General features: G+C 70.6%; 21 protein-coding genes. 12 read left to right on the forward strand and 9 right to left on the reverse strand.

All coding sequences use genetic code 11. The features are described from left to right. Window positions 1-137 precede the first annotated feature (137 nt). The 4 genes from ACH34W_RS01610 to ACH34W_RS01625 all read right to left on the reverse strand — a co-directional run bounded on the left by ACH34W_RS01610 (window position 138) and on the right by ACH34W_RS01625 (window position 3,489). Complete coding sequence (locus ACH34W_RS01610) at window positions 138-872, reverse strand: sirohydrochlorin chelatase (RefSeq protein ID WP_395958833.1); 735 nt, start codon at window positions 870-872, stop codon at window positions 138-140. 62 nt (window positions 873-934) lie between these two features. Continuing rightward, window positions 935-1,645 (reverse strand): phosphoadenylyl-sulfate reductase, encoded by a 711-nt coding sequence (locus tag ACH34W_RS01615; protein WP_395958834.1) that lies wholly within the window; start codon window positions 1,643-1,645, stop codon window positions 935-937. After that, window positions 1,642-1,806: an Insertion element protein gene (locus ACH34W_RS01620; RefSeq protein WP_395958835.1), complete on the reverse strand. Its 165-nt coding sequence runs from the start codon at window positions 1,804-1,806 to the stop codon at window positions 1,642-1,644. Before ACH34W_RS01620 ends, ACH34W_RS01615 begins: the two co-directional genes overlap by 4 nt. Window positions 1,807-1,818: 12 nt before the next feature. Continuing rightward, the gene (locus tag ACH34W_RS01625) at window positions 1,819-3,489 is read right to left on the reverse strand and encodes a nitrite/sulfite reductase (protein ID WP_395958836.1); all 1,671 of its coding nucleotides are present in this window, start codon (window positions 3,487-3,489) and stop codon (window positions 1,819-1,821) included. A gap of 793 nt (window positions 3,490-4,282) precedes the next feature. On the opposite strand from ACH34W_RS01625, the gene ACH34W_RS01630 reads away from it, so the two are divergent. The 4 genes from ACH34W_RS01630 to ACH34W_RS01645 all read left to right on the forward strand — a co-directional run bounded on the left by ACH34W_RS01630 (window position 4,283) and on the right by ACH34W_RS01645 (window position 8,003). Then, window positions 4,283-5,347 carry a YihY/virulence factor BrkB family protein gene (locus ACH34W_RS01630; RefSeq protein ID WP_395958837.1) on the forward strand — a complete coding sequence of 355 codons (1,065 nt, stop codon included), beginning with the start codon at window positions 4,283-4,285 and terminating at the stop codon, window positions 5,345-5,347. A gap of 68 nt (window positions 5,348-5,415) precedes the next feature. Then, window positions 5,416-6,375: a phosphotriesterase gene (locus ACH34W_RS01635; protein ID WP_395958838.1), complete on the forward strand. Its 960-nt coding sequence runs from the start codon at window positions 5,416-5,418 to the stop codon at window positions 6,373-6,375. Between the two features lie 243 nt (window positions 6,376-6,618). Continuing rightward, complete coding sequence (locus tag ACH34W_RS01640; RefSeq protein ID WP_395958839.1) at window positions 6,619-7,338, forward strand: phosphoribosyltransferase; 720 nt, start codon at window positions 6,619-6,621, stop codon at window positions 7,336-7,338. Continuing rightward, complete coding sequence (locus tag ACH34W_RS01645) at window positions 7,338-8,003, forward strand: dienelactone hydrolase family protein (RefSeq protein WP_395958840.1); 666 nt, start codon at window positions 7,338-7,340, stop codon at window positions 8,001-8,003. The genes ACH34W_RS01640 and ACH34W_RS01645 overlap by 1 nt, the downstream gene beginning before the upstream one ends. A gap of 241 nt (window positions 8,004-8,244) precedes the next feature. Here ACH34W_RS01645 and ACH34W_RS01650 read toward each other — a convergent pair whose 3' ends face one another. The 4 genes from ACH34W_RS01650 to ACH34W_RS01665 all read right to left on the reverse strand — a co-directional run bounded on the left by ACH34W_RS01650 (window position 8,245) and on the right by ACH34W_RS01665 (window position 11,921). Next, window positions 8,245-8,541, reverse strand: a complete 297-nt coding sequence (locus tag ACH34W_RS01650; RefSeq protein WP_151564999.1) for a WhiB family transcriptional regulator — start codon at window positions 8,539-8,541, stop codon at window positions 8,245-8,247. Between the two features lie 169 nt (window positions 8,542-8,710). Then, window positions 8,711-9,610 (reverse strand): sucrase ferredoxin, encoded by a 900-nt coding sequence (locus ACH34W_RS01655; protein ID WP_395958841.1) that lies wholly within the window; start codon window positions 9,608-9,610, stop codon window positions 8,711-8,713. A 116-nt stretch (window positions 9,611-9,726) separates the two neighbouring features. Next, on the reverse strand, window positions 9,727-11,328 hold the full coding sequence (locus ACH34W_RS01660; RefSeq protein ID WP_395958842.1) for a glycerol-3-phosphate dehydrogenase/oxidase: 1,602 nt from the start codon (window positions 11,326-11,328) through the stop codon (window positions 9,727-9,729). Further along, window positions 11,325-11,921 carry a TetR/AcrR family transcriptional regulator gene (locus tag ACH34W_RS01665; RefSeq protein ID WP_395958843.1) on the reverse strand — a complete coding sequence of 199 codons (597 nt, stop codon included), beginning with the start codon at window positions 11,919-11,921 and terminating at the stop codon, window positions 11,325-11,327. Before ACH34W_RS01665 ends, ACH34W_RS01660 begins: the two co-directional genes overlap by 4 nt. A 23-nt stretch (window positions 11,922-11,944) precedes the next feature. On the opposite strand from ACH34W_RS01665, the gene ACH34W_RS01670 reads away from it, so the two are divergent. The 8 genes from ACH34W_RS01670 to ACH34W_RS01705 all read left to right on the forward strand — a co-directional run bounded on the left by ACH34W_RS01670 (window position 11,945) and on the right by ACH34W_RS01705 (window position 21,795). Further along, window positions 11,945-13,615: an FAD-binding oxidoreductase gene (locus tag ACH34W_RS01670; protein ID WP_395959283.1), complete on the forward strand. Its 1,671-nt coding sequence runs from the start codon at window positions 11,945-11,947 to the stop codon at window positions 13,613-13,615. Beyond that, complete coding sequence (locus ACH34W_RS01675; protein ID WP_395958844.1) at window positions 13,612-14,520, forward strand: diacylglycerol/lipid kinase family protein; 909 nt, start codon at window positions 13,612-13,614, stop codon at window positions 14,518-14,520. The genes ACH34W_RS01670 and ACH34W_RS01675 overlap by 4 nt, the downstream gene beginning before the upstream one ends. 222 nt (window positions 14,521-14,742) lie before the next feature. Beyond that, the gene (locus ACH34W_RS01680) at window positions 14,743-15,141 is read left to right on the forward strand and encodes a YccF domain-containing protein (protein ID WP_395958845.1); all 399 of its coding nucleotides are present in this window, start codon (window positions 14,743-14,745) and stop codon (window positions 15,139-15,141) included. Between the two features lie 208 nt (window positions 15,142-15,349). Continuing rightward, complete coding sequence (locus tag ACH34W_RS01685) at window positions 15,350-15,937, forward strand: DUF485 domain-containing protein (RefSeq protein ID WP_395958846.1); 588 nt, start codon at window positions 15,350-15,352, stop codon at window positions 15,935-15,937. Continuing rightward, the gene (locus ACH34W_RS01690) at window positions 15,934-17,658 is read left to right on the forward strand and encodes a cation acetate symporter (RefSeq protein ID WP_395958847.1); all 1,725 of its coding nucleotides are present in this window, start codon (window positions 15,934-15,936) and stop codon (window positions 17,656-17,658) included. Before ACH34W_RS01685 ends, ACH34W_RS01690 begins: the two co-directional genes overlap by 4 nt. A 99-nt stretch (window positions 17,659-17,757) precedes the next feature. Next, window positions 17,758-19,290, forward strand: coding sequence for a metallophosphoesterase family protein (locus ACH34W_RS01695; protein ID WP_395958849.1), 1,533 nt, complete (start codon window positions 17,758-17,760; stop codon window positions 19,288-19,290). A gap of 167 nt (window positions 19,291-19,457) precedes the next feature. Continuing rightward, a complete protein-coding gene (locus ACH34W_RS01700; RefSeq protein WP_395958850.1) occupies window positions 19,458-19,985 on the forward strand; it encodes a DUF4234 domain-containing protein in 528 nt (175 codons plus the stop codon). A 112-nt stretch (window positions 19,986-20,097) separates the two neighbouring features. Continuing rightward, window positions 20,098-21,795, forward strand: coding sequence for a bifunctional 3'-5' exonuclease/DNA polymerase (locus tag ACH34W_RS01705; protein WP_395958851.1), 1,698 nt, complete (start codon window positions 20,098-20,100; stop codon window positions 21,793-21,795). Between the two features lie 96 nt (window positions 21,796-21,891). On the opposite strand, the gene ACH34W_RS01710 is transcribed toward ACH34W_RS01705, so the two are convergent. Further along, entirely contained in the window at window positions 21,892-22,752 is an 861-nt protein-coding gene (locus ACH34W_RS01710) for an ABC transporter ATP-binding protein (RefSeq protein ID WP_395958852.1), read from the reverse strand. Window positions 22,753-23,427 lie beyond the last annotated feature (675 nt).

Genomic DNA, 23,427 nt, shown 5'->3' on the forward strand with positions numbered 1-23,427 from the left:
CTCTTCCACACGCCGCTCTCTCACGCGCGGCTCTTCCACACGCCGCTCTCTCACGCGCGGCTCTTCCGCACGCGGCTCTCTCACGCGCGGCTCTTCCGCACGCGGCTCTCTCACGCGCGGCGTTCCCATGCGCGGCGTCAGACCGCGGCGGCCGTCCGCACCTCGGCGCGGACCTCGTCGTAGCGGTGCAGGACGAGCTCGGCCAGCTCGGGCGCCGCGCCAAGAACCGGGGAGACGGCCGCGGCCCCGGCGGCCAGTGACTCGCGCCGTACCTTGTCGGCGAAGTAGCCGGGCGCGAGGAAGTAGGACGCCACCACGACGCGCGGCGCGCCCGCGTCGAGCAGCGCGGACACCGCGTCGGCGGGGGTGGGCCGCGCCGCTGAGGCGAACGCGGGGACCACGCCGCGCCAGCCCCGGTTCCGCCACTCGCGCGCCATTCCCCAGATCGTCGCGTTGGCCGCCGGGTCGCTCGATCCCGCCGACACCAGCACGACGGCCGTGTCGGGATCGCCGATCTCCACCCCCGCCTCTGTGAGCCGCCGTTCCAGCGCCGCCATCAGCAGCGGGTGCGGCCCGAGCGTGCCGGCGGTGCGCAACGACAGCCGGGGACGCAGCGTGCGGACCTCGTTCAGTACCCCGGGAATGTCGGACTTGCTGTGGTACGCGGCGGTCAGCAGCAGCGGCAGGACGATCGCCTGGTCCGCGCCGCGCTGCGCGAGGCCGTCCAGGACGCGCACCGGGTTCGGCGGTGCGTGGTCCAGGAAGGACGTCAGCACCGGGACCCCGGGACGGCGGGCCCGGACGGCGGCAAGGAGCTCCGCCACGGTCGCGGCGGCACGCGGGTCCTTGCTTCCGTGCGCGACCGCGACCATCGGCGGGGCCGTGGGTGAGTACTGAATCACGGGTGAAGACAGCGCCACAGCTGAATAGAGGGTCACAGGTGAATACCGCATTCGCTCTTGCCCATTCCGGCCCAGCGGCCGCTGCGGGGGTCCTCCCCGGGCGCGACGGGCTGGGTGCAGGGCTCGCAGCCGATCGACGGGTAGCCGTCGTAGTGCAAGGGGTTGACCAGCACCCCGTTGTCCTCGATGTAGTCGTCCATCTGCTGCTGGGTCCAGCCGAGGATCGGGTTGACCTTGACCATCCCGCGCTTGCGGTCCCACTCGACCACGCGGCGGTCGCGGCGGCTGGCGGTCTCCTCGCGGCGGATCCCGCTGAACCAGGCCATGTAGCCCTCCAGCGCCTTGCCCAGCGGCTCCACCTTGCGCAGGTGGCAGCACAGGTCCGGGTTGCGGCCGTTGAGCCGGGGGCCGAGCGCGGCCTCCTGCTCGGCGACCGTGCGGGAGGGCGTCACGTTGATGACGTTGACGGGATAGACGGCCTCGACCGCGTCGCGGGTGCCGATGGTCTCGGCGAAGTGGTAGCCGGTGTCGACGAACAGCACGTCGATCCCGGGCTTCACCTTCGACACCAGGTGGATCAGCGCGGCGTCGGACATGGAGGAGGTCAGACAGATGCGGTCTCCGAAGGTCGCCGCGGCCCACCGGATCACCTCGAGGGTGGGGGCACCCTCCAACGCGGTGGCGGCGGACTCGACGATGTCTTCCAGGTCGAGTGTCGGTCTGTCGGTCTCCAGCAGAGTCACTGGGGGGTCTCCTTCTGCGTCTGAGGGGCTCCAACACCGAGGAACTTCAACTTGAAGGCGCGGACGCAGTCCCGGCAGAACCAGGTACCGTCCTCCGCATAGGGCTCCAAGTGCTCATCTCCGCAGTACGGGCAGTAGAACGGCGCGGCACGTTCACTCATTCCGGCCGTCCGTTATTTGAGATCGGCGTCGTCGGCGCGCTGGACCCAGGCGGCGAAGGTCTCGCCCTCGGTGCGCTGCGCGTCGAAGTTGCGGACGACCCGCTCGACGTAGTCGGTCAGCCCGGCCGAGGTGGTCTTCAGCCCGCGGACCTTCTTGCCGAACGAGGCGCCCACCTGACCGCCGAGGTGGATCTGGAAGCCCTCCACCTGGTCGCCGTTCTCGTCGACGACCAGCTGGCCCTTGAGCCCGATGTCGGCGACCTGGATGCGGGCGCACGCGTTCGGGCAGCCGTTGACGTTGATGGTCAGCGGCTGCTCGAAGCCCGGCAGCCGCTTCTCCAGCTCGTCGATCAGATCCATCGCGCGCTGCTTGGTCTCGACGATCGCGAGCTTGCAGTACTCGATGCCGGTGCAGGCCATGGTCTGGCGCCGGAACGTGGACGGGTGCACCTGCAGGTCGTGCTTGGCGAGCTCGGCGGCGAGTTCCTCGGTGTTCGCCTCGGGCACGTCCAGGATGACCATCTTCTGCTCGGCCGTCGTGCGCACCCGGCCGGAGCCGTAGCGCTGGGCGAGGTCGCCGATGACGCGCAGCAGCTCGCCGTTGACGCGGCCCACGCGCGGCGCGAAGCCCACGTAGAAGTCGCCGTCCTTCTGCGGGTGGATCCCGACATGGTCACGGCGGGGGAGCGGAGCGGCCGGCTCGGGGCCGTCCGGCAGCGCGTAGCCGAGGTACTCCTTCTCCAGCACCTCGCGGAACTTCTCCGGACCCCAGTCGTTCATCAGGAACTTGATCCGGGCACGGTGCCGCAGCCGCCGGTACCCGTAGTCCCGGAAGATCGAGATGATGCCCTTCCACACCTCGTGCGCCTGCTCGGGCTTGACGAAGACGCCCAGGCTCTTGGCGAACATCGGGTTGGTGGACAGCCCGCCGCCGACGAACGCCTGGTAGCCGACCTCGCCCTCCTCGTTCACCACGCCCACGAACGCCACGTCGTTGATCTCGTGGACGGTGCAGTGCGCCGTGCAGCCCGACATCGCCGACTTGAACTTGCGCGGCAGGTTGGAGAACTCCGCAGACCCGATGTAGCGCTCGTGCACCTCATGGATCTGCGGCGTCGCGTCGAGGACCTCGTCGGCCGCGATCCCGGCCAGCGGGCAGCCGATGATCACGCGCGGGGTGTCGCCGCAGGCCTCCATGGTGGACAGCCCGACCGACTCCAGCGCGTCCCAGATCGCCGGGACGTCCTCGATCGCGATCCAGTGGTACTGCACGTTCTGCCGGTCGGTGATGTCGGCGGTGCCGCGCGCGTACTTCGTGGAGATGTCAGCGATCACCCGCAGCTGCTCGGCGCTCAGCTGGCCGCCGTCGATGCGCACCCGCAACATGAAGTAGCGGTCGTCGAGCTCCTCGTCGGGCAGGCTGCCGGTCTTGCCGCCGTCGATGCCGGGCTTGCGCTGGGTGTAGAGCCCGAACCAGCGGAACCGGCCGCGGAGGTCGGCCGGGTCGATCGAGTCGAACCCCGCCTTGGAGTAGACGTCGACGATCCGGCGGCGGACGTTGAGCCCGTCGTCGTTCTTCTTGTTCTCTTCGTTCTTGTTGAGAGGTTCGCGGTAGCCGAGGGCCCATTGGCCCTCGCCTCTCTTGCGCTTGGTCGCTGGTGGCACGGCGAGCGTCCATTCCATGTCGTACGGAGGGACGCGCAGCGCAACGGGACAGCCTCGGGCGGCCGGCTCGACGGTGAGCGGGAACGGTTAAAGGTGACGCCGATGCGCCACGCTTCCGTAATGATCAACGGGGCGTGGTCGGGGCGTCACAGACAGATCGCGCTGCGGACGCGCAGAAAGTCCACGTGCCGGCGCATTACCAGCAGGGGGTCCGCAGCAGTCATACGTGCATTCTGACCCGCCGTCTCGCGGGCTGTCCAGTTGCGTCCGGCATGCGGACGAGTGAGATCCGTCATCATCCCTGACGCTTCCAGTTCACCCGGGGTTCCACAGGCCGGCCCTCGCCCGGCGTGGCGCGGCCGTCCCGGCCCTCTGTCGTGTCCGGTGCCCCGGGGTCCGATGGCGCAGGAGCGGGCTGATGCTGACAATCGCACCACGAACCTCCACGACAGTCATCGTGGTGGCGTTCCCGGCACGGCTGGCAGATCACCTCCCGCTACACCCCCCACCCAGCCACCCTGTCGACGGACAAGCTTCGCTTGACTCCTCCTATTCTCACCGATCGACGCGAATGCATGCGCCAGGGTCGAAAACGGGCATTGACGCGCATCGACCGGCATCGAAGCCGCGTGTTCCATGTCACCTCACCGTCTGACCTGGGCGGGTGCGCGGAGTGATCTTGGGCCTGTGGCGGCTCACGGGCGTCAGAGTGGGTATGAGGCGGGAAACCGGCCGTGCGACGCGCGGAACGGATCACTGAAATGGGCGATCGGGAATGTTCCGGGCGGGCAACGCTTTACGGTGGGTCGGTGTGACCACCGTTTCGGACGCCGCCGGCGCCTCGGGGAGCCCGGCCGACGACTCCGACGCCGGGCCGGGCCCGGCACTGCACCGGCGCGTGGGCGCCGTGGCATGGGGCCTCGTCCGCGACACGGCGATCGCGGCGTTCCGCTACCGGGTGACGGGGCTGGCCGCCGAGGCGGCCTTCTTCGCCCTGCTGTCCCTGCCGCCTCTGGTCATCGGGCTCATCGGCACGATGGGCCACTTCCGCGGCATGATGGGCTCGGGCACCGTGGCGGAGGTCCGCGCCTGGCTGATCACGCAGGCGCAGACCGTGCTGACGGGGCCGGCCGTCGACTCGGTCGTGGTGCCGCTGATCGACGATGTGATCCGGGGAGGCAGCCCGGACATCGTGTCGGTCAGCTTCCTGATCTCGCTCTGGGCGGGGTCGCGGGCCACCAACGTCTACGTCGACACGATCACCATCGCGTACGGGCTGTCGGGCATCCGCGGGGTGATCCGCACCCGGGTGCGCGCGTTCGTGCTCTATCTGGTCGGGCTGCTGGTCATGCTGATCCTCATCCCGCTGCTGGTGGCGGGGCCCACCCTGGTCCGGGACGCGCTGCCGGAGAGCGCCTGGTTCGTCCAGATCCTCTACTGGCCGGTCGTGGTGACGTTGTCGATCCTCTTCCTGGCGATGCTCTACCACATGAGCGTCCCGGTGCGGACGGCCTGGTGGCGCGAGGTGCCCGGCGCGGTGGTGGCGCTGATCATCTGGATCATCGGCAGCGTCACGCTCCGGCTCTACCTGGCGGGCTCGCTGGCCGGGGTGTCGGTGTACGGCTCGCTGGCCGCGTCGATCGCCATCCTGGCCTGGTTGTACGTGGCGGCGCTGGCCGTGCTCATCGGAGCCGCGCTGAACGCCGAGATCGACCGGCGGTGGCCCAGCGCGGACACCGCGCGGGCGCGGGCCATGCGCGCCGCGGCGGCGGAGTCAGCGGAGTCAGCGGTGGCGTCGGCGGAGTCGGCGGCGTCAGTGGCGGAGGCCGCCGAGGCCAAGGCCGCCAGGTCGAACGAGGAACGTGCCGCCGAATAACGGCCTCGGGTAAAAACTGTGTAGCAACCGGCCCTGAAAAGGTCAAACATGTCGTAACCTCGCCTGACATGATCCCCCCTGACGACACAGCCGCACCGGAACGGCGGCTCCGCACCGTGACCGGCACGATCCCCGCGTCTGCGATCACCGGAGCGGTGTTGCCGCACGAGCACCTCCAGCTCGACCTGCGGTGGCCCGCGCGCCCGGCTCAGGTGGACTCCGACCCCCGCCGCTTTCTGGACGAGGAGAAGGCGGTCACCGGCGAGCTGTCGGCGCTGCGCGGCGAGCAGGAACTGGGTCTGGTCGTCGACCTCACCTGCGGCGGGATGGGCCGCAACGCGGCCGCCCTGTCCCGGATCAGCGCGGGCTCACGGGTGGCCGTGGTGGCGGGCACCGGCTTCTTCACCGAGCCGTTCCACCCCGCCTTCGTCGCCGAGGCCGACGTCGAGAAGCTCTCCGAGCGCATCCTGGCCGAGGTCGGCTTCGGGATGGACGGCACCAACTCGCTGCCCGGCGTGATCGGGGAGATCGGCGCCTGGGGAGAGGTGCCCACCGAGACCGAGGAGCGCTGCCTGCGGGCCGCCGCCCGTGCCGCCCGCTACTCGGGCTTGCCGGTGGCGACCTACGGCCGCGCCGGGGTCGCCCAGCTGGAGATCCTCACCGGCGCCGGGCTTGACCCGGCCCGGGTCGCGGTGGGCCAGCAGGACCTTGTCGACGACCCCGCCGCACACCGGAAGATCGCCGAGCTGGGCGCGTACGTCTCGTTCGGTTCCCTCGGGCTCGCGGGTGAGGACGCCGCGGCGCTGGGCGGCCGGGTGCGGGGGATCATGGATCTGCTGGAGGCGGGCCATGGTGAGCGTGTGCTGCTCAGCACCGGCGTCGCCCGGATGACGCAGGTCCAGCGGTACGGCGGCGACGGTTACGGCTACCTCTTCGAGACCTTCCTGCCCGTGCTGCGGGCCGCCGGAGCCGACGACGCGACGCTGCACACGATCACGCACGAGAACCCGCTCCGCTGGCTCGCCTAACACTGTGAGGGGGCGACCCCCCACACCCCCCGCGCCGGGCCGGCGGCCTTGCTTCGCTGCGGCCACCACCCCGGGCAGGGGCTCCGCCCCTACGACCCCGGCAAGGGGCTCCGCCCCCTGCACCCCCGGAACTGCCCGTGCTGTCCTTTCCAGTGCGAACCAGAGCGGGCGGCAGCGAAGTGCCCCAAAGTGGGTAAGGCAGGATTAGGCGCTCTTTCGCGACCCCAGAAGGGGGTGGCGCCGATGCCTTGGAACAGGCCTGCACGCGACACGGCACCCGAATCGGAGACCATCAGGCTGCCGTTCGCCGACCGTGCCGAGGCCGGCCGGGTGCTCGCGGCCTGGCTGGTGCCGTTCGGCCTTGACGAGCCCGTGGTGCTCGCGCTCCCGCGGGGCGGCGTGCCCGTCGGGTACGAGGTGGCCCGGCGGTTGTCCGCGCCGGACCGGCCGGCGCCCTTCGACGTCCTGGTGACGCGCAAGATCGGCTATCCGCGCCAGCCCGAGCTGGGTGTGGGTGCGATCGCCGAGGGGGGCGAGCCCGTCTTCGACCACGACCTGATGGAACGGCTCGGGCTCGTCGAGTCGGATCTCGCCGCCACCGTGGCGGCCGAACGCGCCGAGCTGGCGCGGCGGGTCCACGCCTACCGGGGCGACCGCCCGCTCCCGCCCGTGGCGGGCCGTCCCGTCGTCATCGTCGACGACGGCCTGGCCACCGGCGGCACCGCGCGCGCCGCGCTCCGGGCCGTCCGGGCCAAGGGCCCGTCCAGGCTGGTCCTGGCGGTGCCGGTGGGAGCCGCCGAGACGGTCCGGGTGCTGGAGCCCGAGGCGGACGATGTGGTGGTGCTGGCCACCCCCTGGGCGTTCCGTGCGGTCGGGCAGTGGTACCGGCGTTTCGACCAGCTCACCGACGCCGACGTCCTCTCCTGGCTGGACCGGGCTGCAAGCGGGGAGAACCCCAAGTGATGAGCACGCTGCAGGTGCCCGCCGGCGACGTCCGGCTGGAGGCGGATATCTCCGAGCCCGCGGCGCCCGGCAGCGCGGTCCGCGGCGTGGTCGTCTTCGCGCACGGCAGCGGCAGCGGGCGGCGCAGCCCGCGTAACCGTGAGGTGGCCGCCGCGCTCACCAAGCAGGGCCTCGCCACGCTCCTCTTCGATTTGCTCACGCCCGAAGAGGAGATCGAAGATCTGCGCACGGCGCAGCTGCGGTTCAACGTGCCGCTGCTGGCCGGGCGGCTCAGCCGGGTGGTGGCATGGGTGCGGTCGGAGGAGGCCGGAGCGCTCACCGGTCGTCCCGTGGGGCTCTTCGGGGCCAGCACGGGGGCCGCGGCGGCGCTGGTGGCGGCGGCGCACAACCCCGGCGACGTGGGCGCCGTGGTCTCCCGCGGCGGCCGTCCCGACCTGGCGGCTCACGCGCTGGGCGAGGTGCGGGCGCCGACCCTGCTGATCGTCGGCGGGCGCGACACCGACGTGCTGGCGCTGAACGAACAGGCACTGGAACGGATGGATCGCGGGACCGGGCACCGCCTTGTCGTGGTGCCGGGAGCGGGACACCTGTTCGAAGAACCGGGGGCGCTCCGCGAGGTGGCGCGGCTCAGCGCGGAATGGTTCTGCTCGAATTTGCCGGAATAGCCGCCGGAACGGCACCAGATCAGGTAATAGCGTGTCGCCGCGACGCGAATGCCAGGGACCGTCGCACAGTCAATGTCAGGTCCTCCCGTGACACAGCTGTGACGCACATGTAACCGGTTACTTCGTGACGCGAACGAGACCGGACACGAAAACGGCCCCGCATGTGCGGGGCCGTGACGTTTTTCCGGTGGCGTGCCGGGGTGCGCGATGGGAAACCGCGAGGGGACCTTTGCGGCGTGCCTTAGGCGGCGTTGGCGCGACGCATCCGGCGGCGGCGCTCGGAGGCCCGCTCATCCTCGTTCAGTCCGCCCCACGTGCCGTACTTCTCTGGCCTGGACACCGCGTAGTCCAGGCATTCCGCACGCACGGGGCAGCCCATACAGATCTGCTTGGCCTTGCGCTCGCGAATCTCACGCTCGGGCTGACGCTCGCCGTCGGGACCGAAGAAGAGCACAAGGTCTTCCCCCCGGCACGCCGCGGCGTCCTGCCAGCCCCAGCTGGGACGAGGGAGGTTTGCCTGCCGACGTACCTGAGCCATGGAACACCCACCTTGGTTGTTTACTGAGCAATTTCGGACATGGACGCTCGATCGCTGCAGAAGCGCCGAAAGGTCCAACGTCTGGAGTTGCCGCTCTGTTCCCCCGCCCGGTTCTCCGGGAACTGGGGGCCATGCGGCAGGGAGACCCAACAATGGGGCCTCCGAGAGATTACACGAGGGCCGCCTCGTTGAGAAGGGTGAGTTCCCTAACAATGTAGGTCTCGATGTTCTCTTGGCAGTCCGACCCACAGGGATGGGCCGCCACCGTGCTCTCCACGGTCACCCGGTAACGGTTCCCCTGGACTTGAACAACCGCTTCGTAGGGATTTGTTCCCCCGAGCGACACGACGTTGACAGCGGACACTCCCAGCGCTCCGACCTGGGCACGGACGAAGTGCTCCGCGGCCTGTGCGGCCTCCGGAAGCCCCGCCCGGCCGCGCAGCCGGTCCAAGACGACCTCGCCCTCCAGATAGGCGTCCACGGCTCGTACGGCCTCGGTCGCACCGAGGTCGCCGTAGTAGATCCCATGTGGAAGACATACGAGGTTCGCCGCGTAGCGGTCACCGCCCACATGGGTCGTTTCCCATACAAGAGACCCGAAACGCCCCATTAGCTCCCGTGCGAGCGGGGCGCCCGTCCGGGCGCAGCAGGCATTGCGCCGCCCGTGAGTGCAGACCAGCAGCACGGGCTCGGCCGTGATCTCGCCGAACCCGGGCCGCCGGCCCTCGGCGACGGCCGCGAGATCGAGCTCGTCGAGCTCCGCGGGATCGGCCAGTTCGCGGCCTTCGAGCCACACGTCGGCACCTGCGGAGAACCCCACGTACACCTGGAAGGGCGGCGTGGCCCGCCGCCGTCCCGCCCGCCGGATCAGCTGGGGCCGCACGCCGGCCGCCTGCGCGGCCCGCACGACGTCGCCCAGGGGGCCGTCGAGCTGCTCGACGCGCTCGGGCCAGGGGCCGGGATGCTCGATCAGCAGCCAGCTGCGCGCCTTGGTGGTGGCACTCCCCAGGCACGGCCGTTCCCCGGTGTGACTCCCCGGGCAATGGTCGCAACTGATCAGGCGCGGCAAAGTGTCCCCCGTTGACGCAGCAGAATTAGGCCAGGCTAACCTAATCCCACTCTCCCCATCGAGGGCAAGTGACACACCCCATAACCAGAATCCGCATACCCGGGATCCGCCAATGATCACCCGACTCCGGCCGGGGCTGTGACGAAGGACTCGGCGACGGGCAGGGCGGCCTCGCGATCGGCGGGGACCAGGCCGATCCGGGTACGCCGGTCGAGGAGGTCGCTCGCGTCGAGCGCGCCTTCGTGGCGTACGGCCCAGGCGAGTTCGGCGTTGAGGACGGGCAGTCCGGGGATCACGGGTTCCAGGAGAGTGGCGTCATCGCGGGCCGGTGCCGCCAGCAGCGGCGCCTCCATGCCATAACGCTGGACGAGGCGGCGCGGTGCGTCCAGGGCGGCCAGCTCGCCGGGTGGCGCCGCGCCGACGAGGGGCAGCCGGGCGGTCCGGGAGGGGCCGGCATCGATCCCGGGCTTGGCCGCGAGCACGGCGTCGACCGCGTCCTGGGCCATGCGGCGGTACGTGGTGAGCTTGCCGCCGACGATCGTGACGACCCCGTCGGGGGAAGTCAGCACGGCGTGCCGCCGGGAGATGTCGGCCGTGCCGCCATGCCTGTCGTTCAATAGCGGCCTGCCGTTCGTCGGCGGGTGGTCGTCCAGCAGCGGGCGCAGCCCGGCGAACGAGCCGATCACCTCGTCGCGGCGGACGGACACGTCGAGCGCGGAGTCGAGGGTGTCCAGCAGGAAGCCGATCTCGGCCTCGGTGGGTGTGGGCACATCCGGGATCGGCCCGTCGGCGGGCTCGTCGGTGAGGCCGATGTAGACCCGGCCGTCACCCTGGGGGATCACCAGGATGAACTGGTTGCTCGCGCCGGGGACAGGGATGTGCATCCCGGCGGTGAGGCCGCGGAGGCTCTCGGCCCGGACGACCAGATGCGTCCCCCGGGACGGGCGCAGGCGCACCCCGTCCACGAGGCCGCCCGCCCAGACACCGGCGGCGTTGACGACGCTGCGGGCGCGGATGCCGAACGTACGGCGGGTGAGCTCGTCGCAGACCTGCGCTCCGTCGCCGGTCAGGGTCAGTGCGCGGCAGCGGGTGAGGATCTTCGCGCCGTGCGCGGCGGCGGTCCGGGCGAGGGCCGTGACCAGGCGGGCATCGTCGGCCAGCTGGCCGTCCCAGGAGAGCAGCCCGCCGCGCAGGCCGTGCGGGTTGAGCGCGGGCGCGAGGCGGAGCGTCTCGACCGTGGAGAGGCGCCGGGGGCCGGGGAGGGTCCGCCGGGAGGTGCGGGCCGCCAGCCGCAGGAGATCGCCCGCCTGGAGCCCGGCGCGGGCGACCGCCGCCTGGGAACGGGACACCATCGGGGTCAGGGGCAGCACGAACGGGAGGGCGCGGACCAGATGCGGGGCGGTGTGCGCCATCAGGGCGCCTCGTTCGACCGCGCTCTCGTGGGCGACGTCGATCTGCCCGGACGCCAGATAGCGCAGGCCGCCGTGGATGAGCTTCGAACTCCACCGGGACGTGCCGAACGCCAGGTCGTGGGCGTCGATCGCCACGACGGACAGGCCCCGGGACGCGGCGTCCAGCGCCACGCCCGCGCCGGTGGCGCCGAGACCCACGACCAGGACGTCCACCACCTCGTCACGGGCGGCGGCCAGCTCCCGGGCGCGGCGTGCCGCGTTCAAGGAGGAACCGGCACTGGGGGACGAATCGGCGGAGATCGTCATGGCGCGAGGGTCCTCTCCAGGATGTGGCGGAGCTCGGAGTCGAACGCCTCGGCCGCGAGTTCGGGATCGCCGGCCTCGGTCATGGTGCGGCCCGACAGGGCGAACGACTGGACGATGAGCAGGAGCGACCGCGCCTGCCGGGCCGTGTGACCGGCGCGGATCGTGCCGTCCTTGTGCCCGGCCGCCAGCGCGGTCTCGAAGTGCTCCAGGAAGGCCCGCTGGCTGGCGCCGCGGCGGTCGAGCACGTACGGCAGCAGCAGCTCGGGGTCGACCTCGACGATCTTGCGCAGCAGCGGGTGGGCGCGGAACGTCCGCACGCCCTCGACCAGGCTGCCCACCAGGCGGTCGCGCACCGGGCTGCCGTCGTCCGGCGGGCGGACCGCGGCGGCGATCCCGACCCACTCCCGGGTCATGAGGTCGGCCACGATCGTGCGCACATCGGGCCACCGCCGGTAGAGGGTCATCCGCGAGACCCCGGCGCGGCGGGCGATGTCGGTCAGCGTCGTGCGGCGTACCCCGACGGCGAGCACGCAGTCGCGCGCGGCGTCCAGCACCGCGTCGTCCGCCATCTTGTTGTGACGATTCGACGTCATGTGTCACAGTGTAAGGCATGGACATGGTGTGGAGCGGATGGGGAGACCCGGCCAGGGCCGCGCCGCTGCCGGAATCGGTGGTGGGACTGCTGCGCGACCTGCTCGGAGTGAAGACCGCCGGCGACGCGAGCACAGACGCGCCGGTGGCGCTCGGCGAGCTCAAGGTCCGGGACTCCCGGCTCGACGGCCCCGCGCTGGCAGCCCTGAGCGAGGCGGTCGGCGCCGCGAACGTCCAGACCGACGACGAGTCGCGCGTGCGGCACACGCGCGGCAAGTCCACGCCCGACCTGTTGCGGATCCGGAGTGGCGATACGGCGGACGCGCCCGACGCGGTCGTGCTGCCGGGCACCCACGACGAGGTGCTGGACGTGCTGAAGACCTGCACGGAGCGCCGGATCGCAGTGGTCCCGTTCGGCGGTGGCACCTCGGTGGTCGGCGGGCTCGCGCCGGAAGGCGTCCGCGCGTTCGTGGCCCTCGACATGCGCCGCATGGACGCGCTCGTATCGGTGGACGAGGTGTCGCGTACGGCCGTCCTGCAACCGGGACTGCGCGCGCCACAGGCGGAGGCGCTGCTCCGTGAGCGCGGCTACACGCTCGGGCATTTCCCGCAGTCGTACGAATGGGCCTCGATCGGGGGATTCGCCGCAGCCCGTTCCAGCGGGCAGGCCTCGGCGGGCTACGGACGTTTCGACGAGATGGTCGTGGGACTGACCGTCGCCACGCCCCAGGGCATGCTCGACCTGGGCCGGGCTCCCAAGTCGGCGGCCGGACCCGACCTGCGCCAGCTCGTGCTCGGCTCCGAGGGGGCCTTCGGCGTGATCACCTCGGTCACGGTGCGGATCCACCCGGTTCCCGCGTCCGCCGCGTACGAGGGCTGGCGGTTCGCCTCGTTCGAGACGGGCACCGCCGCGCTCCGGCGGCTCGCTCAGGACGGGCCGATGCCGGTCGTGCTACGGCTCTCCGACGAGACCGAGACCATGATCGGGCTCGCCGATCCGGACGCCGTCGGCCGGGGCCTGCCGGACGCCGCCGGTTGCCTCGCCGTCGTGGGCTTCGAGGGGACCCCGGATGAGATCGCCGAACGCCGGGCCAAGGTGAGCGCCGTCCTGACAGGGGCGGGCGGCGAGCTCCTTGGGCCCGGGCCGGGGGAGAAGTGGGAGCAAGGCCGCTTCAATGCCCCCTACCTGCGGGATTCGCTGTTGGACGCAGGAGCGTTCGTCGAGACTCTGGAGACCGCGACGTTCTGGTCCGGCATTCCCGCTCTGTACGAGGCGGTCAAAGGCGCCCTCACCACCACGCTCTGTTCCGCCCCCGTGGCTACGCCCCACCACCCCCCATCGGGGGCGGGCACGCCGCCGCTCGTGATGTGCCACATCTCGCACGTCTACCCGACCGGCGCCTCGCTCTACTTCACCGTCGTGTCGGCTCAAGGTGAGGATGACGCGCTGGGGCACTGGGCGAAGGCCAAGCACGCCGCCAACAACGCGATCATCTCCGCCGGAGGCACGATCAGCCACCACCACGGGGTCGGTACCGACCACCGCGACTGGTACGCCCGGGAGATCGGCCCGCTCGCCACGGACGTGCTCCGCGTGATCAAGGACCGGCTCGATCCGGCCGGCATCCTCAACCCGGGCGTTCTCGTCCCGCCGGCCGGTCAGGAGTCCCGCCGGCCAGGAGCAGAGCGCCCATGAAACCCCGTACCTTCACCGCCGTGGTCAACCCAACGGCGGGCGGGTCCGCTTCGGCGGCGACGCTGAGGCCACTGGCACGGCTGCTGCGGGAGGCCGGTGCCGAGGTGGCGGTGGAGTACAGCCGCGGCTTGGAACACGCCACCGCGCTGGCCCGCGGCGCGGCCGGGGCCGGGCACGTCGTGCTGGGCGTGGGCGGCGACGGCATGGTCGGCTGCGTCGGCGGCGCGCTCGCCGGCACGGACGCGGTCTTCGGCATCGTCCCGGCCGGACGCGGCAACGACTTCGCCCGGCAACTGGGGGTCCCCGGAGATCCGGTAGAGCTGGCCGCCCTGCTCCTGGAGGGCGAGCCGCGCGCCGTGGACACCATCGAGGCCAATGGCGTTCCCGTGCTGGGCAGCGTCTACGCGGGCGTCGACGCCGTGGCCAATGAGAACGCGAACAAGACCCGGCTGTTGCGCGGCTCGGCGGCGTACTACGCCGGGGCGCTCCGCGCGATCCTGACCTGGCGGCCCGCCGACTACCGGATCACGGTGGACGGCCAGGTGTACGAGCGGCGCGGGTATTCGGTCGTCGCCGCCAACTCCGGCTACTACGGATTCGGCAGGCACATCGCCCCGGACGCCCGGGTGGACGACGGCCTGCTGGACGTCGTGATGATCAAGCATGCCCCGAAGTCGTTGTTCTTCAAGGTGATGCGCGAGCTGGAGGACGGATCGCACGTCCGCCGTGCCCAGGTCGAGGTCGTGCGCGGTCGCGAAGTGCGGATTGAGCTGACCACGCCGGGCCGGATCCTGCCGTACGGGGCGGACGGCGAGCTGCCCGGTGAGCTGCCGGTCACCGCCCGGGTCATGCCGGGTGCCCTCCGGGTCCTGGCGCCTGCCCCTGACCCGGGCCCGGCCGCGTAGCAGATTTGGCCCGCACGTTTTGGTCGGTTTACACAGGCATTACGGACGGCTGGATAGCGTTCTTCTTGTCCCGGTTTACGGGACCCTCAGCCGTCTGCGGAGGCATCATGGGAGGCGCATGTCGCCGTTCTGGGGGGACCCATGATGCCCGCAGACGGCGTAGTCATGATGTGTGCGCTTGAGATCTCGTGACCGGATGCTCATGCTCCTAGGGTGTGACCCGTGCGCACTCTCCTTAACGTCATCTGGCTTGTGTTGTCGGGGTTCTGGCTGGCCGTCGGATACGCGGTCGCAGGCATCATCTGCTTCATCCTGATCATCACCATCCCGTTCGGCATCGCGTCGTTCCGGATCGCGCTGTTCTCCCTCTGGCCGTTCGGCAACACCGTCGTGCGGCGTTCCGACGCCGGGGCGGGCTCCTGCCTGGGCAATGTCATCTGGGTGATCGTGGCCGGGTGGTGGCTGGCGCTCAGCCACCTGGTGACCGGCGTGCTCCTGTGCATCACGATCATCGGCATCCCGTTCGGCATCGCCAACTTCAAGCTGGTGCCGGTCGCGCTGCTGCCGCTCGGCCGCGAGATCGTCCCCACCGGCGACACGCGCACGTTCGTGGTGGAGTGACGCGCGTCCCGTTCGTGTCAGAACGCGGTCACGCACGGTTTATGTGACACAGGTCTCAGTCCTGCATCGAGCGTGCATCGACCGGGTATCCGGCCTTCAGGGGCCAACCAAGTTCTTGGTCAAATGGCCTGCACCGGCCACGCCGGGGCCGCATCGCGATCATGCTCCCTGGTGAGATTGGCGAGGAGAACTTTCCCCGGAGGTGTGCGTGACAGCGGATACGTCAGGCCCTGGCTCGACGGGCGCCGGCAACGGCCCGATCGAGAACGGGGTCTACCTTCAGTTGAGTGAGAGCCCGGAGTTCAAGCGACTCCGGCAAGCCTTCCGCCGCTTCGTGTTCCCGATGACGGCGGCGTTCCTGATCTGGTACCTGCTCTATGTGGTGATGTCGGCCTACACGCGCGACTTCATGAACACCAAGGTCGTCGGCCAGATCAACGTCGCTCTGGTCTTCGGCCTGCTCCAGTTCGTCTCGACCTTCCTCATCGCCTGGGCCTACGAGCGGTACGCCAGCCGCAAGCTGGAGCCGATGGCCGAGGCGGTGCGGGACGCGGCGCCGGGCGCTGCGCTCCTGGAGACCGGCGCGCCCGAGGCTCCGGAAGCCCCCGAGACCCCGGCAGCCCCGGCCGAGAAGGCGCCGGCCGCCGAGGAGACCGCGGTCGCCGAGGAGACTGCGGCTGAGGAGACAGCGGCCGAGCCTTCGAAGGACGAGCCCTCCACGGACAAGCCGTCGAAGGCTGAGCCGTCGAAGGGCGAGCCGAAGGGTGAACTGCCGGACGAGGAGGAGGGCAAGTGAGGGAGTTTCTCGCCGCGCCAGTGCTGGCGCAGGGAGCCGACAACGAGCACCGCACGTTCTCGCTGATCCTCTTCGCGTTGTTCGTGGCCATCACGCTCTACATCACGGTCTGGGCGAGCCGGCAGAACAAGACCGCCGCCGACTACTACGCGGGCGGCCGGTCCTTCTCCGCGTTCCAGAACGGCTTGGCCATCGGCGGCGACTACATGTCGGCCGCCTCGTTCCTCGGCATCGCGGGCCTGTTCGCACTATCGGGCTACGACGGCTTCCTCTACTCGATCGGCTTCCTGGTCGCGTGGCTGGTGGCGCTGCTGCTCGTCGCGGAGATGCTGCGCAACTCCGGCCGGTTCACCATGGCCGACGTGCTGGCCTTCCGGATGCGGCAGCGGCCGGTCCGAGCCGCCGCCGGGATCTCCACCATCGTGGTGAGCATCTTCTACCTGCTCGCGCAGATGGTCGGCGCGGGCGCCCTGGTCTCGCTGCTGCTCGGCACCGAGGGCGAGGCCGCCAAGGTCTGGACGATCGTGGTCGTCGGCGCTCTGATGATCTTCTATGTCACGGTCGGCGGCATGAAGGGCACCACATGGGTGCAGATCGTCAAGGCCGTCATGCTGATGAGCGGCGCGCTGGTGATGACGATCTGGGTGCTCTCCAAGTACAGCTTCAACCTCTCCACGCTGCTCGACGCGGCGGCGGACAAGAGCGGCAAGGGCGATGCGTTCCTCCAGCCCGGCCTCAAGTACGGCGCGACCGACGTGTGGTCCAAGCTCGACCTGCTGTCGCTCGGCCTGGCCCTGGTGCTGGGCACCGCCGGCCTGCCGCACATCCTGATCCGGTTCTACACGGTGCCGACCGCCCAGGCCGCCCGTAAGTCGGTCAACTGGGCCATCGGCATCATCGGCGCGTTCTACCTGATGACGCTGGTCATCGGCTTCGGCGCCGCGGCGCTGGTGGGCAGTGACGCGATCAAGAAGGCCAATCCCGGCGGCAACACCGCGGCACCGCAGCTGGCCGAGGAACTCGGCGGCGGGGCCGGCTCGACCGGTGGCGCGATCTTCCTGGCGATCATCGCGGCGGTGGCGTTCGCGACGATCCTCGCCGTGGTCGCCGGGCTGACGCTGGCGTCGTCGTCCTCGTTCGCGCACGACCTGTTCGCGAACGTGTTCAAGCGCGGCAAGGCGACCGAGCGGGACGAGGTGCGGATGGCCCGGATCGCGGCGCTGGTCATCGGCGCCATCGCGATCGTGCTCTCCATCTTCGCCCGTGGCCTGAACGTGGCGTTCCTGGTGGCGCTCGCCTTCGCGGTCGCCGCCTCGGCCAACCTGCCGACGTTGCTCTTCTCCCTCTTCTGGAAGAGGTTCAACACCCGCGGTGCGGTCTGGGGCATCTACGGCGGCCTGATCTCGGCCGTCGTCCTGGTGCTGCTGTCGCCGGTCGCGTGGGGCGGCGCCTCGGAGACCAAGCCGGGCGTCAAGCTCGCCGCCGACAAGGCCGCCGACTGCGGCGTCGCGGCCGACTCCAAGGCGGTCGGCAACCCCGACGCGCTGTTCTCGTGCACGACCAAGGCACCGGTCCCGCTCGAGAACCCGGGACTGATCTCCATCCCGGTCGGCTTCCTCGCCGCAGCGCTGGGCACGATCACCGCTGGCCGCCGGCCCGAGGACGAGGGGCGCTACGCCGAGCTCGAAGTCCGCGCGCTCACCGGAACCGGCGCCCACTAGGGCGCGCCTTAAGGGCTGCCGGGCTTTCTGAGAGCGCTTGACGCACAGATCACCTCCGGGACAGGGTGTGGTTAATCCCTCACCCACCGGAGGTTTTCTGTGCACGCCGAGGACTCGGTGCCGCCGCCCGGGCCCCGGCCCGACAACTCGCGTACATCGGAGGCGGGCGCCGGCTGGGCCTGCCACCGGCCAGGCACGTTCAGCGAGCTGATGCCGGACGGCCGGGCGCCCGGCTTCTCCTGGCGGCGGCCGGCCGTGTTGTGGCGCTCGCGCAACGACGTGATCGCGAAGTGGTTCGGCGACCCGTCCGACGGCATCCGCCGCCGTTGCGTCACCGCGCTGGCCGAACGGGGGACGCCCGCCGCGTTCACCGTGCACAGGTCGAGCCCGGAGTTCTCGTTCCTCCTTCTGGGCGACACAGGCGAGGGCGATCGTTCCCAGTACGCGGTGGTGCCGCCCGCGCTCAAGGCGGGCAAGGACACGGACTTCATGGTGATCGCCAGCGACGTCGTCTATCCGTCCGGGGAGGCCGAGCATTACGAGACCAAGTACTTCCGTCCGTACAAGGACTATCCCGGGCCGATCTACGCCGTGCCGGGCAACCACGACTGGTACGACGGGTTGCGGGGCTTCCTGCGTGTCTTCTGCGACCTCGACATCGCGTGCCATCCGGAGCCCTGGAGGGGCGCGCTTCGGCTGCTGCCCCGGTTGCTGTGGCGCAAGTCGGGCCCGGTCGACGAGGAGACCCTCGCGGCGGCCCGGGCGAAGTACCGCGGCGCGCCGGGCCAGCGCACGGTGCAGCCCGGCCCGTACTGGGCGATCGACACCCCGGCACTGCGCATCATCGGCATCGACACCGGGATCACCGGCGGCATCGACCGTGACCAGGGGGAATGGCTGCGGGAGATGTCGGCCGGACCCAAGCCCAAGCTGCTCATCACCGGCAAGCCGCTGTACGTGGACGACCGGCACAAGCCCGGCCGGGTCGAGGGCGGCGGCACGGTCGACGAGATCGTGCAGGATCCCGCGCACCACTACGTCGCGGCGATCGGCGGCGACATCCACAACTACCAGCGCTACCCGATCGAGACGCCGGACGGCCGCACGATCCAGTACGTGGTGGCCGGTGGCGGCGGCGCGTTCATGCACGCCACCCACGTCATCCCCAAGACGCAGGTCGTCGACGAGTCGAAGTTCCGCTGTTACCCGCTGCGCGGCGACTCGCTGTCGCGCTACAGCCAGATGTACGGCAAGTGGCTGCGGTTGCCCCGGCTGTTCTCACTCACCCCCGAGGAGGCCACGGCGGCGGTCAAGCACCGGCTCGGCATCGAACCGGGCCGCGGGTACGACGGCGTCCCGGCGTCGCGGCGCGCGCGCTTCGTCGCCGCGCTGCTGGGTGTGCCGCATGGCGCGTGGCGCCGTACCAAGCTGACCCGTTTGCCGGTACGCAAACTGCCGCAGCGATTCAGGTCGGAGCTGGCCGACTGGGACCGGCCGCCGTTCTTCAAGAGCTTCCTGCGCATCGATGTCACCGGGGACGAGATCCGGCTCCGCTGCTTCGCGGCGAGCGGCTGCCTGGAGCACGAGATCGACCCGCCGTGCGAGGACGAGGTGACGATTCCGCTGCCCTGACCGGATCCGGTCGGGCCAAATGCGAAAATGCCGCAGGATATCCAGACAATCTTCTCGATATTCCCCTCTTGATCGTCTGTGCTGTCGTACAGTCTGATCTCACCCCCGGATGACCGAATACAGCGGACGGTCACCGATCCGTGACTCGTCCGCCAGGAGTACACGTTATGAGCTACCCCCCTCAGGGTCAGCAGCAGCCATATCAGCAGCAGCCGCAGCAGCAGCAAGGCGGATACGCGCCTGCCCCAGTCCACAAGGCACAGGGCGGCGCGCCCGGCGCCCCCGTCGCGCACGCCGCCGGTCTCAACATGAAGCGGCGCAACCCGGCCGCAGCCTGGCTCGGATTGCCGATCATCACCTTCGGCATCTACGGGCTCGTCTGGTTCTTCAAGGTGCACAAGGAGCTCTTCGAGTACGACCGCCGCGTCGGCGACTCCTCTGTCAACGCCTTGCTCGCGGTGCTGTTCGGCGCCGTCACCCTCTACATCTGGCCACTGGTCGTGTGGTGCAAGCTCGGCGGCCGCATCGCGCAGGCACAGAAGGCCGCAGGCCTGCCCGCCACCTGCAGCGGCGGCATGGGGTTCCTCCTCGGGATCCTCGGCTTCGGCGTGCTCTACTACCAGCTCCAGCTGAACAAGGTCATCGACCGCTACGGTGACACCCCTCCCGGCCAGCAGGTCTCCCTGGTCGCCTGAGTTCCGCGCCGGACCCCTCCGTGCCCGCCCGCGGGCACGGAGGGGTTTTCGCGTTCCGCCCGCCTGTCGTGTCCCTGCCTGTTTTGTCACTGGCCGGCGGCAGAATGAGCAGGTGAGGATCGCGGTGGCCGCCGGGCCGGACGGCGGGGGAGAGTTGCGGCCCCTCGCCGAGGACGGCGCGCCCGCCGGTCCCGGCGAGCTGGTCGCCGACCTGGTCGCGGCCATCGCACAACGGGAGTCCGCCGCCGCGCCGCGCTGGGTGTGGCCCTCCACCGCGCGGCTCTACCCGCGGCTGGTGCGCGCCGGTGTACGCGTCGCGCGCTGCCATGACCTGGAGCTCGTCGAGAGCCTGCTGCTCGGGCATGCCGGCCGTTACGGTGAGCCGCGCTCCGTCCGGGCGGCGTGGGCCCGGCTGCGTGGCGAGCCCGTCCCGGCGGATCCGGTGCCGCCGGAAGAGCTGTCACCGCAGGCCTCGCTCTTCGACGACGCCACCCCCGCCGAGGGCGACGATTTGGAGCAGGTCGTCGCGGTGCACGCCGACCAGCAGCGGCGGATCGCCGGGCTGGACGGCTTCGCGTTGCTTTCCGCTGCCGAGTCCGCGGGTTCGCTCATCGCGGTGGAGATGAGCCACGACGGGCTGCCCTGGTCGCCGGACGAGCACGACGCGCTGCTCACCGGCCTGCTCGGGCCCCGTCCGTCCGGCGGCCTGCGCCCGCGCAAGCTCCAGGCCCTCGCCGACCAGATCAATGCCGCGTTCGGCGGCCGCGCGCACGTCAACCCCGACTCGCCCGGCCAGATCGTCAAGGCCTTCGCGAGCGCGGGGCTGACCATCACCTCGACGCGGGCCCACGTCCTCAAGCAGCTCGACCATCCCGCGGTGCCGTTCCTGCTCGAATACAAGGAGCTGTCCCGGCTGCACACCGCGCACGGCTGGGCGTGGCTCGACACCTGGGTCTCCGGCGGCCGGTTCCGCCCGGAGTACGTGGTCGGCGGCGTGGTGTCCGGCCGCTGGGCCACCAACGGCGGCGGTGCCCTGCAGATCCCGCGCGTCCTGCGCAAGGCGGTCGTCGCCGACCCCGGCTGGTCACTGGTGGTCGCGGACGCCGCTCAACTCGAGCCGCGCGTGCTCGCGGCGCTCGCCGGTGACCGCGCCTTCGCCGCGGCCGCCGCGCAGGGTGATCTCTACGCCGCGCTGTCCGATGCGTTCGGCGGCCGGCCCCGCTCGGTTGTGGGGGGCGTGGGGAGTCGTCCCCCCTCGGATGAGCTGAACGCCCGCGACAAGGCGAAGATCGCGTTGCTGTCGGCGATGTACGGCGGCGGCACGGGCGAGGCGGTGCAGTTGCTCGCGATCCTCAGGAACCGGTTCCCCGCCGCGTTCGACTACGTCGAGTCCGCCGCCCGCGCGGGCGAGCAGGGACGCCTCGTGCGATCGTTGCTGGGCCGCACCTGCCCGCCGCCGTCCGCGGGCTGGCGGGAGCTGACGACGACCGGCGACGACGCCAGCGCGGGCCAGGCGCTGCGCAGCCGCGGCCGCTTCACCCGCAACTTCGTCGTCCAGGCGACCGCAGCCGACTGGGCCCTGGCGCTGATCGGCTCGCTCCGCCGCCGCCTCACCGCGCTCGGCCCGCCGCGACTGGTGTTCTTCCAGCACGACGAGGTCATCGTCCATACGCCCAAGGAGCTCGCCGGCGAGGTGTCCGAGGCGGTCCACGCGGCGGCCGACGAGGCACGCCGTCTCCTCTTCGGCCGGACACCCGTCGTCTTCCCCATGGAGACAGCGGTCGTCGACCGCTACGCCGACGCCAAATGAGTGCACGATCCAGGGCTCGGCAACGGGGCTGTGCCGCGTGCCGCGTACTGCGCGAGTGGCGGGACGGACGAGGACGCCTCTGACGTCCTTGATGTCTCAGTCGGACTTGGTCGCGGCCCTGACGATGCCGTCCGGAGCCGTCGTCCCGGCCGTCGCCTTCGCTTCAGGCGTGGATTCGGCCGCGGTCCGCGCGGCGGCGCCTGGCTGCTGCGAGGCACCGCGCACGAGCCGGCCGACCTCGGCGCGCAGCTGGACGAACTCCGGAGCGGCACGGGTGGTGATCTGCTCGCGGGGAGTCGGCAGGCCGACCGGGATCTCGGCGCGGACATGTCCGGGATTGCGGCCGAGCACCACGACACGGTCGCCGACGTACACGCTCTCGTCGATGTCATGGGTGACCAGCAGGATCGTCATGCCCTCGTCGCGGTGCACCTGCAGGACCAGGTCCTCCAGGTCCTCGCGGGTCTGGGCGTCGACCGAGCCGAACGGCTCGTCCATGAGCAGCAGGGTGGGGCGGTAGGCGAGCGCCCGCGCGATGGAGACGCGCTGCTGCATGCCGCCCGACAGCTGCCACGGGTACTTGCGCCCGGCGTCGGCCAGCCCCACCGAGGCCAGGGCCTCCATCGCCGCCGCCCGCCGGTCGGCGCGCTTCTTGCCGCGGCGGCGCAGCGGCAAGGCCACGTTGTCGCGCACGCTCAGCCAGGGGAACAGCGACCGGCTGTAGTCCTGGAACACCACGGCGAGGTTGTCGGGCACGCCGTCGATGACCTGGCCGCTCAGGGTGATCCGGCCGCTGGTGGGCCGCATCAGCCCGGCGGCGCAGCGCAGCAGGGTGGATTTGCCGCAGCCGGAGGGGCCGACGATGCTCACCAGCTCGCCCTCGGCGACGGTGAGGGTCAGGTCGCGCAGCACGTCGTGCTCACCGTAGCTGTGCGTCAGATTGGCGATCTCAAGCATGGTCTTCACCTTGCCGGGACGGGCGAGGCGGCGACTGCACCGGGGTCACAGTTCCGCCGCTTCTTTTATGTGGGCTTCATTTCGCGTATATGCCGTGCACGGCACCACAGACGATGGCCGGTGCATGGCGCTCCTTAACCCGCACGAAACATAAATGCGGGTCGCGGAGACCGGGCTGGCCGTGCCACCGAGCGAGGCGGCGGCTGGGAGTCAGAGGCCATAGCAGGCCGGACATTACCGCAGGACGGGAACGTTCTGCTCGGAGGGCCCGTAACCGGACCTTCCATGCGAACGATCATGATACGGGAGAGCGGGCGGTGCCCGGAACGATCACCACTGCTGACGTGCCTGAAGATGCGCACCGTAGTGTTGTGGTCTCGGTATGTGGCCGTCCAGGTGTGCACTGTGTTGTCTCTCGGGCATCTGTGTCGACCATCGAAACGGCGCCGAACCACACTCGGATTCACGCCGGACCATGCGCGGATTCGTACCGAACCGCGCTCGGATTGTCGTCCAATGCTCGTTCGGTGCCGTCTCGGCAACATTTTCGCAACGAGGAATGCACCCGGTCGCGGTCGCATTACCGGGCGTGGCATCACCTGGACTTTGGGACGAAGTTGCGACCGGACAAAAGGTGCAAATCGGACATAAGGGTACGAAAGTATTGCCGTTCTG

Origin of the sequence: Actinomadura sp. 6N118, from assembly GCF_044326415.1 — a bacterium.
Lineage (GTDB): Bacteria > Actinomycetota > Actinomycetes > Streptosporangiales > Streptosporangiaceae > Spirillospora.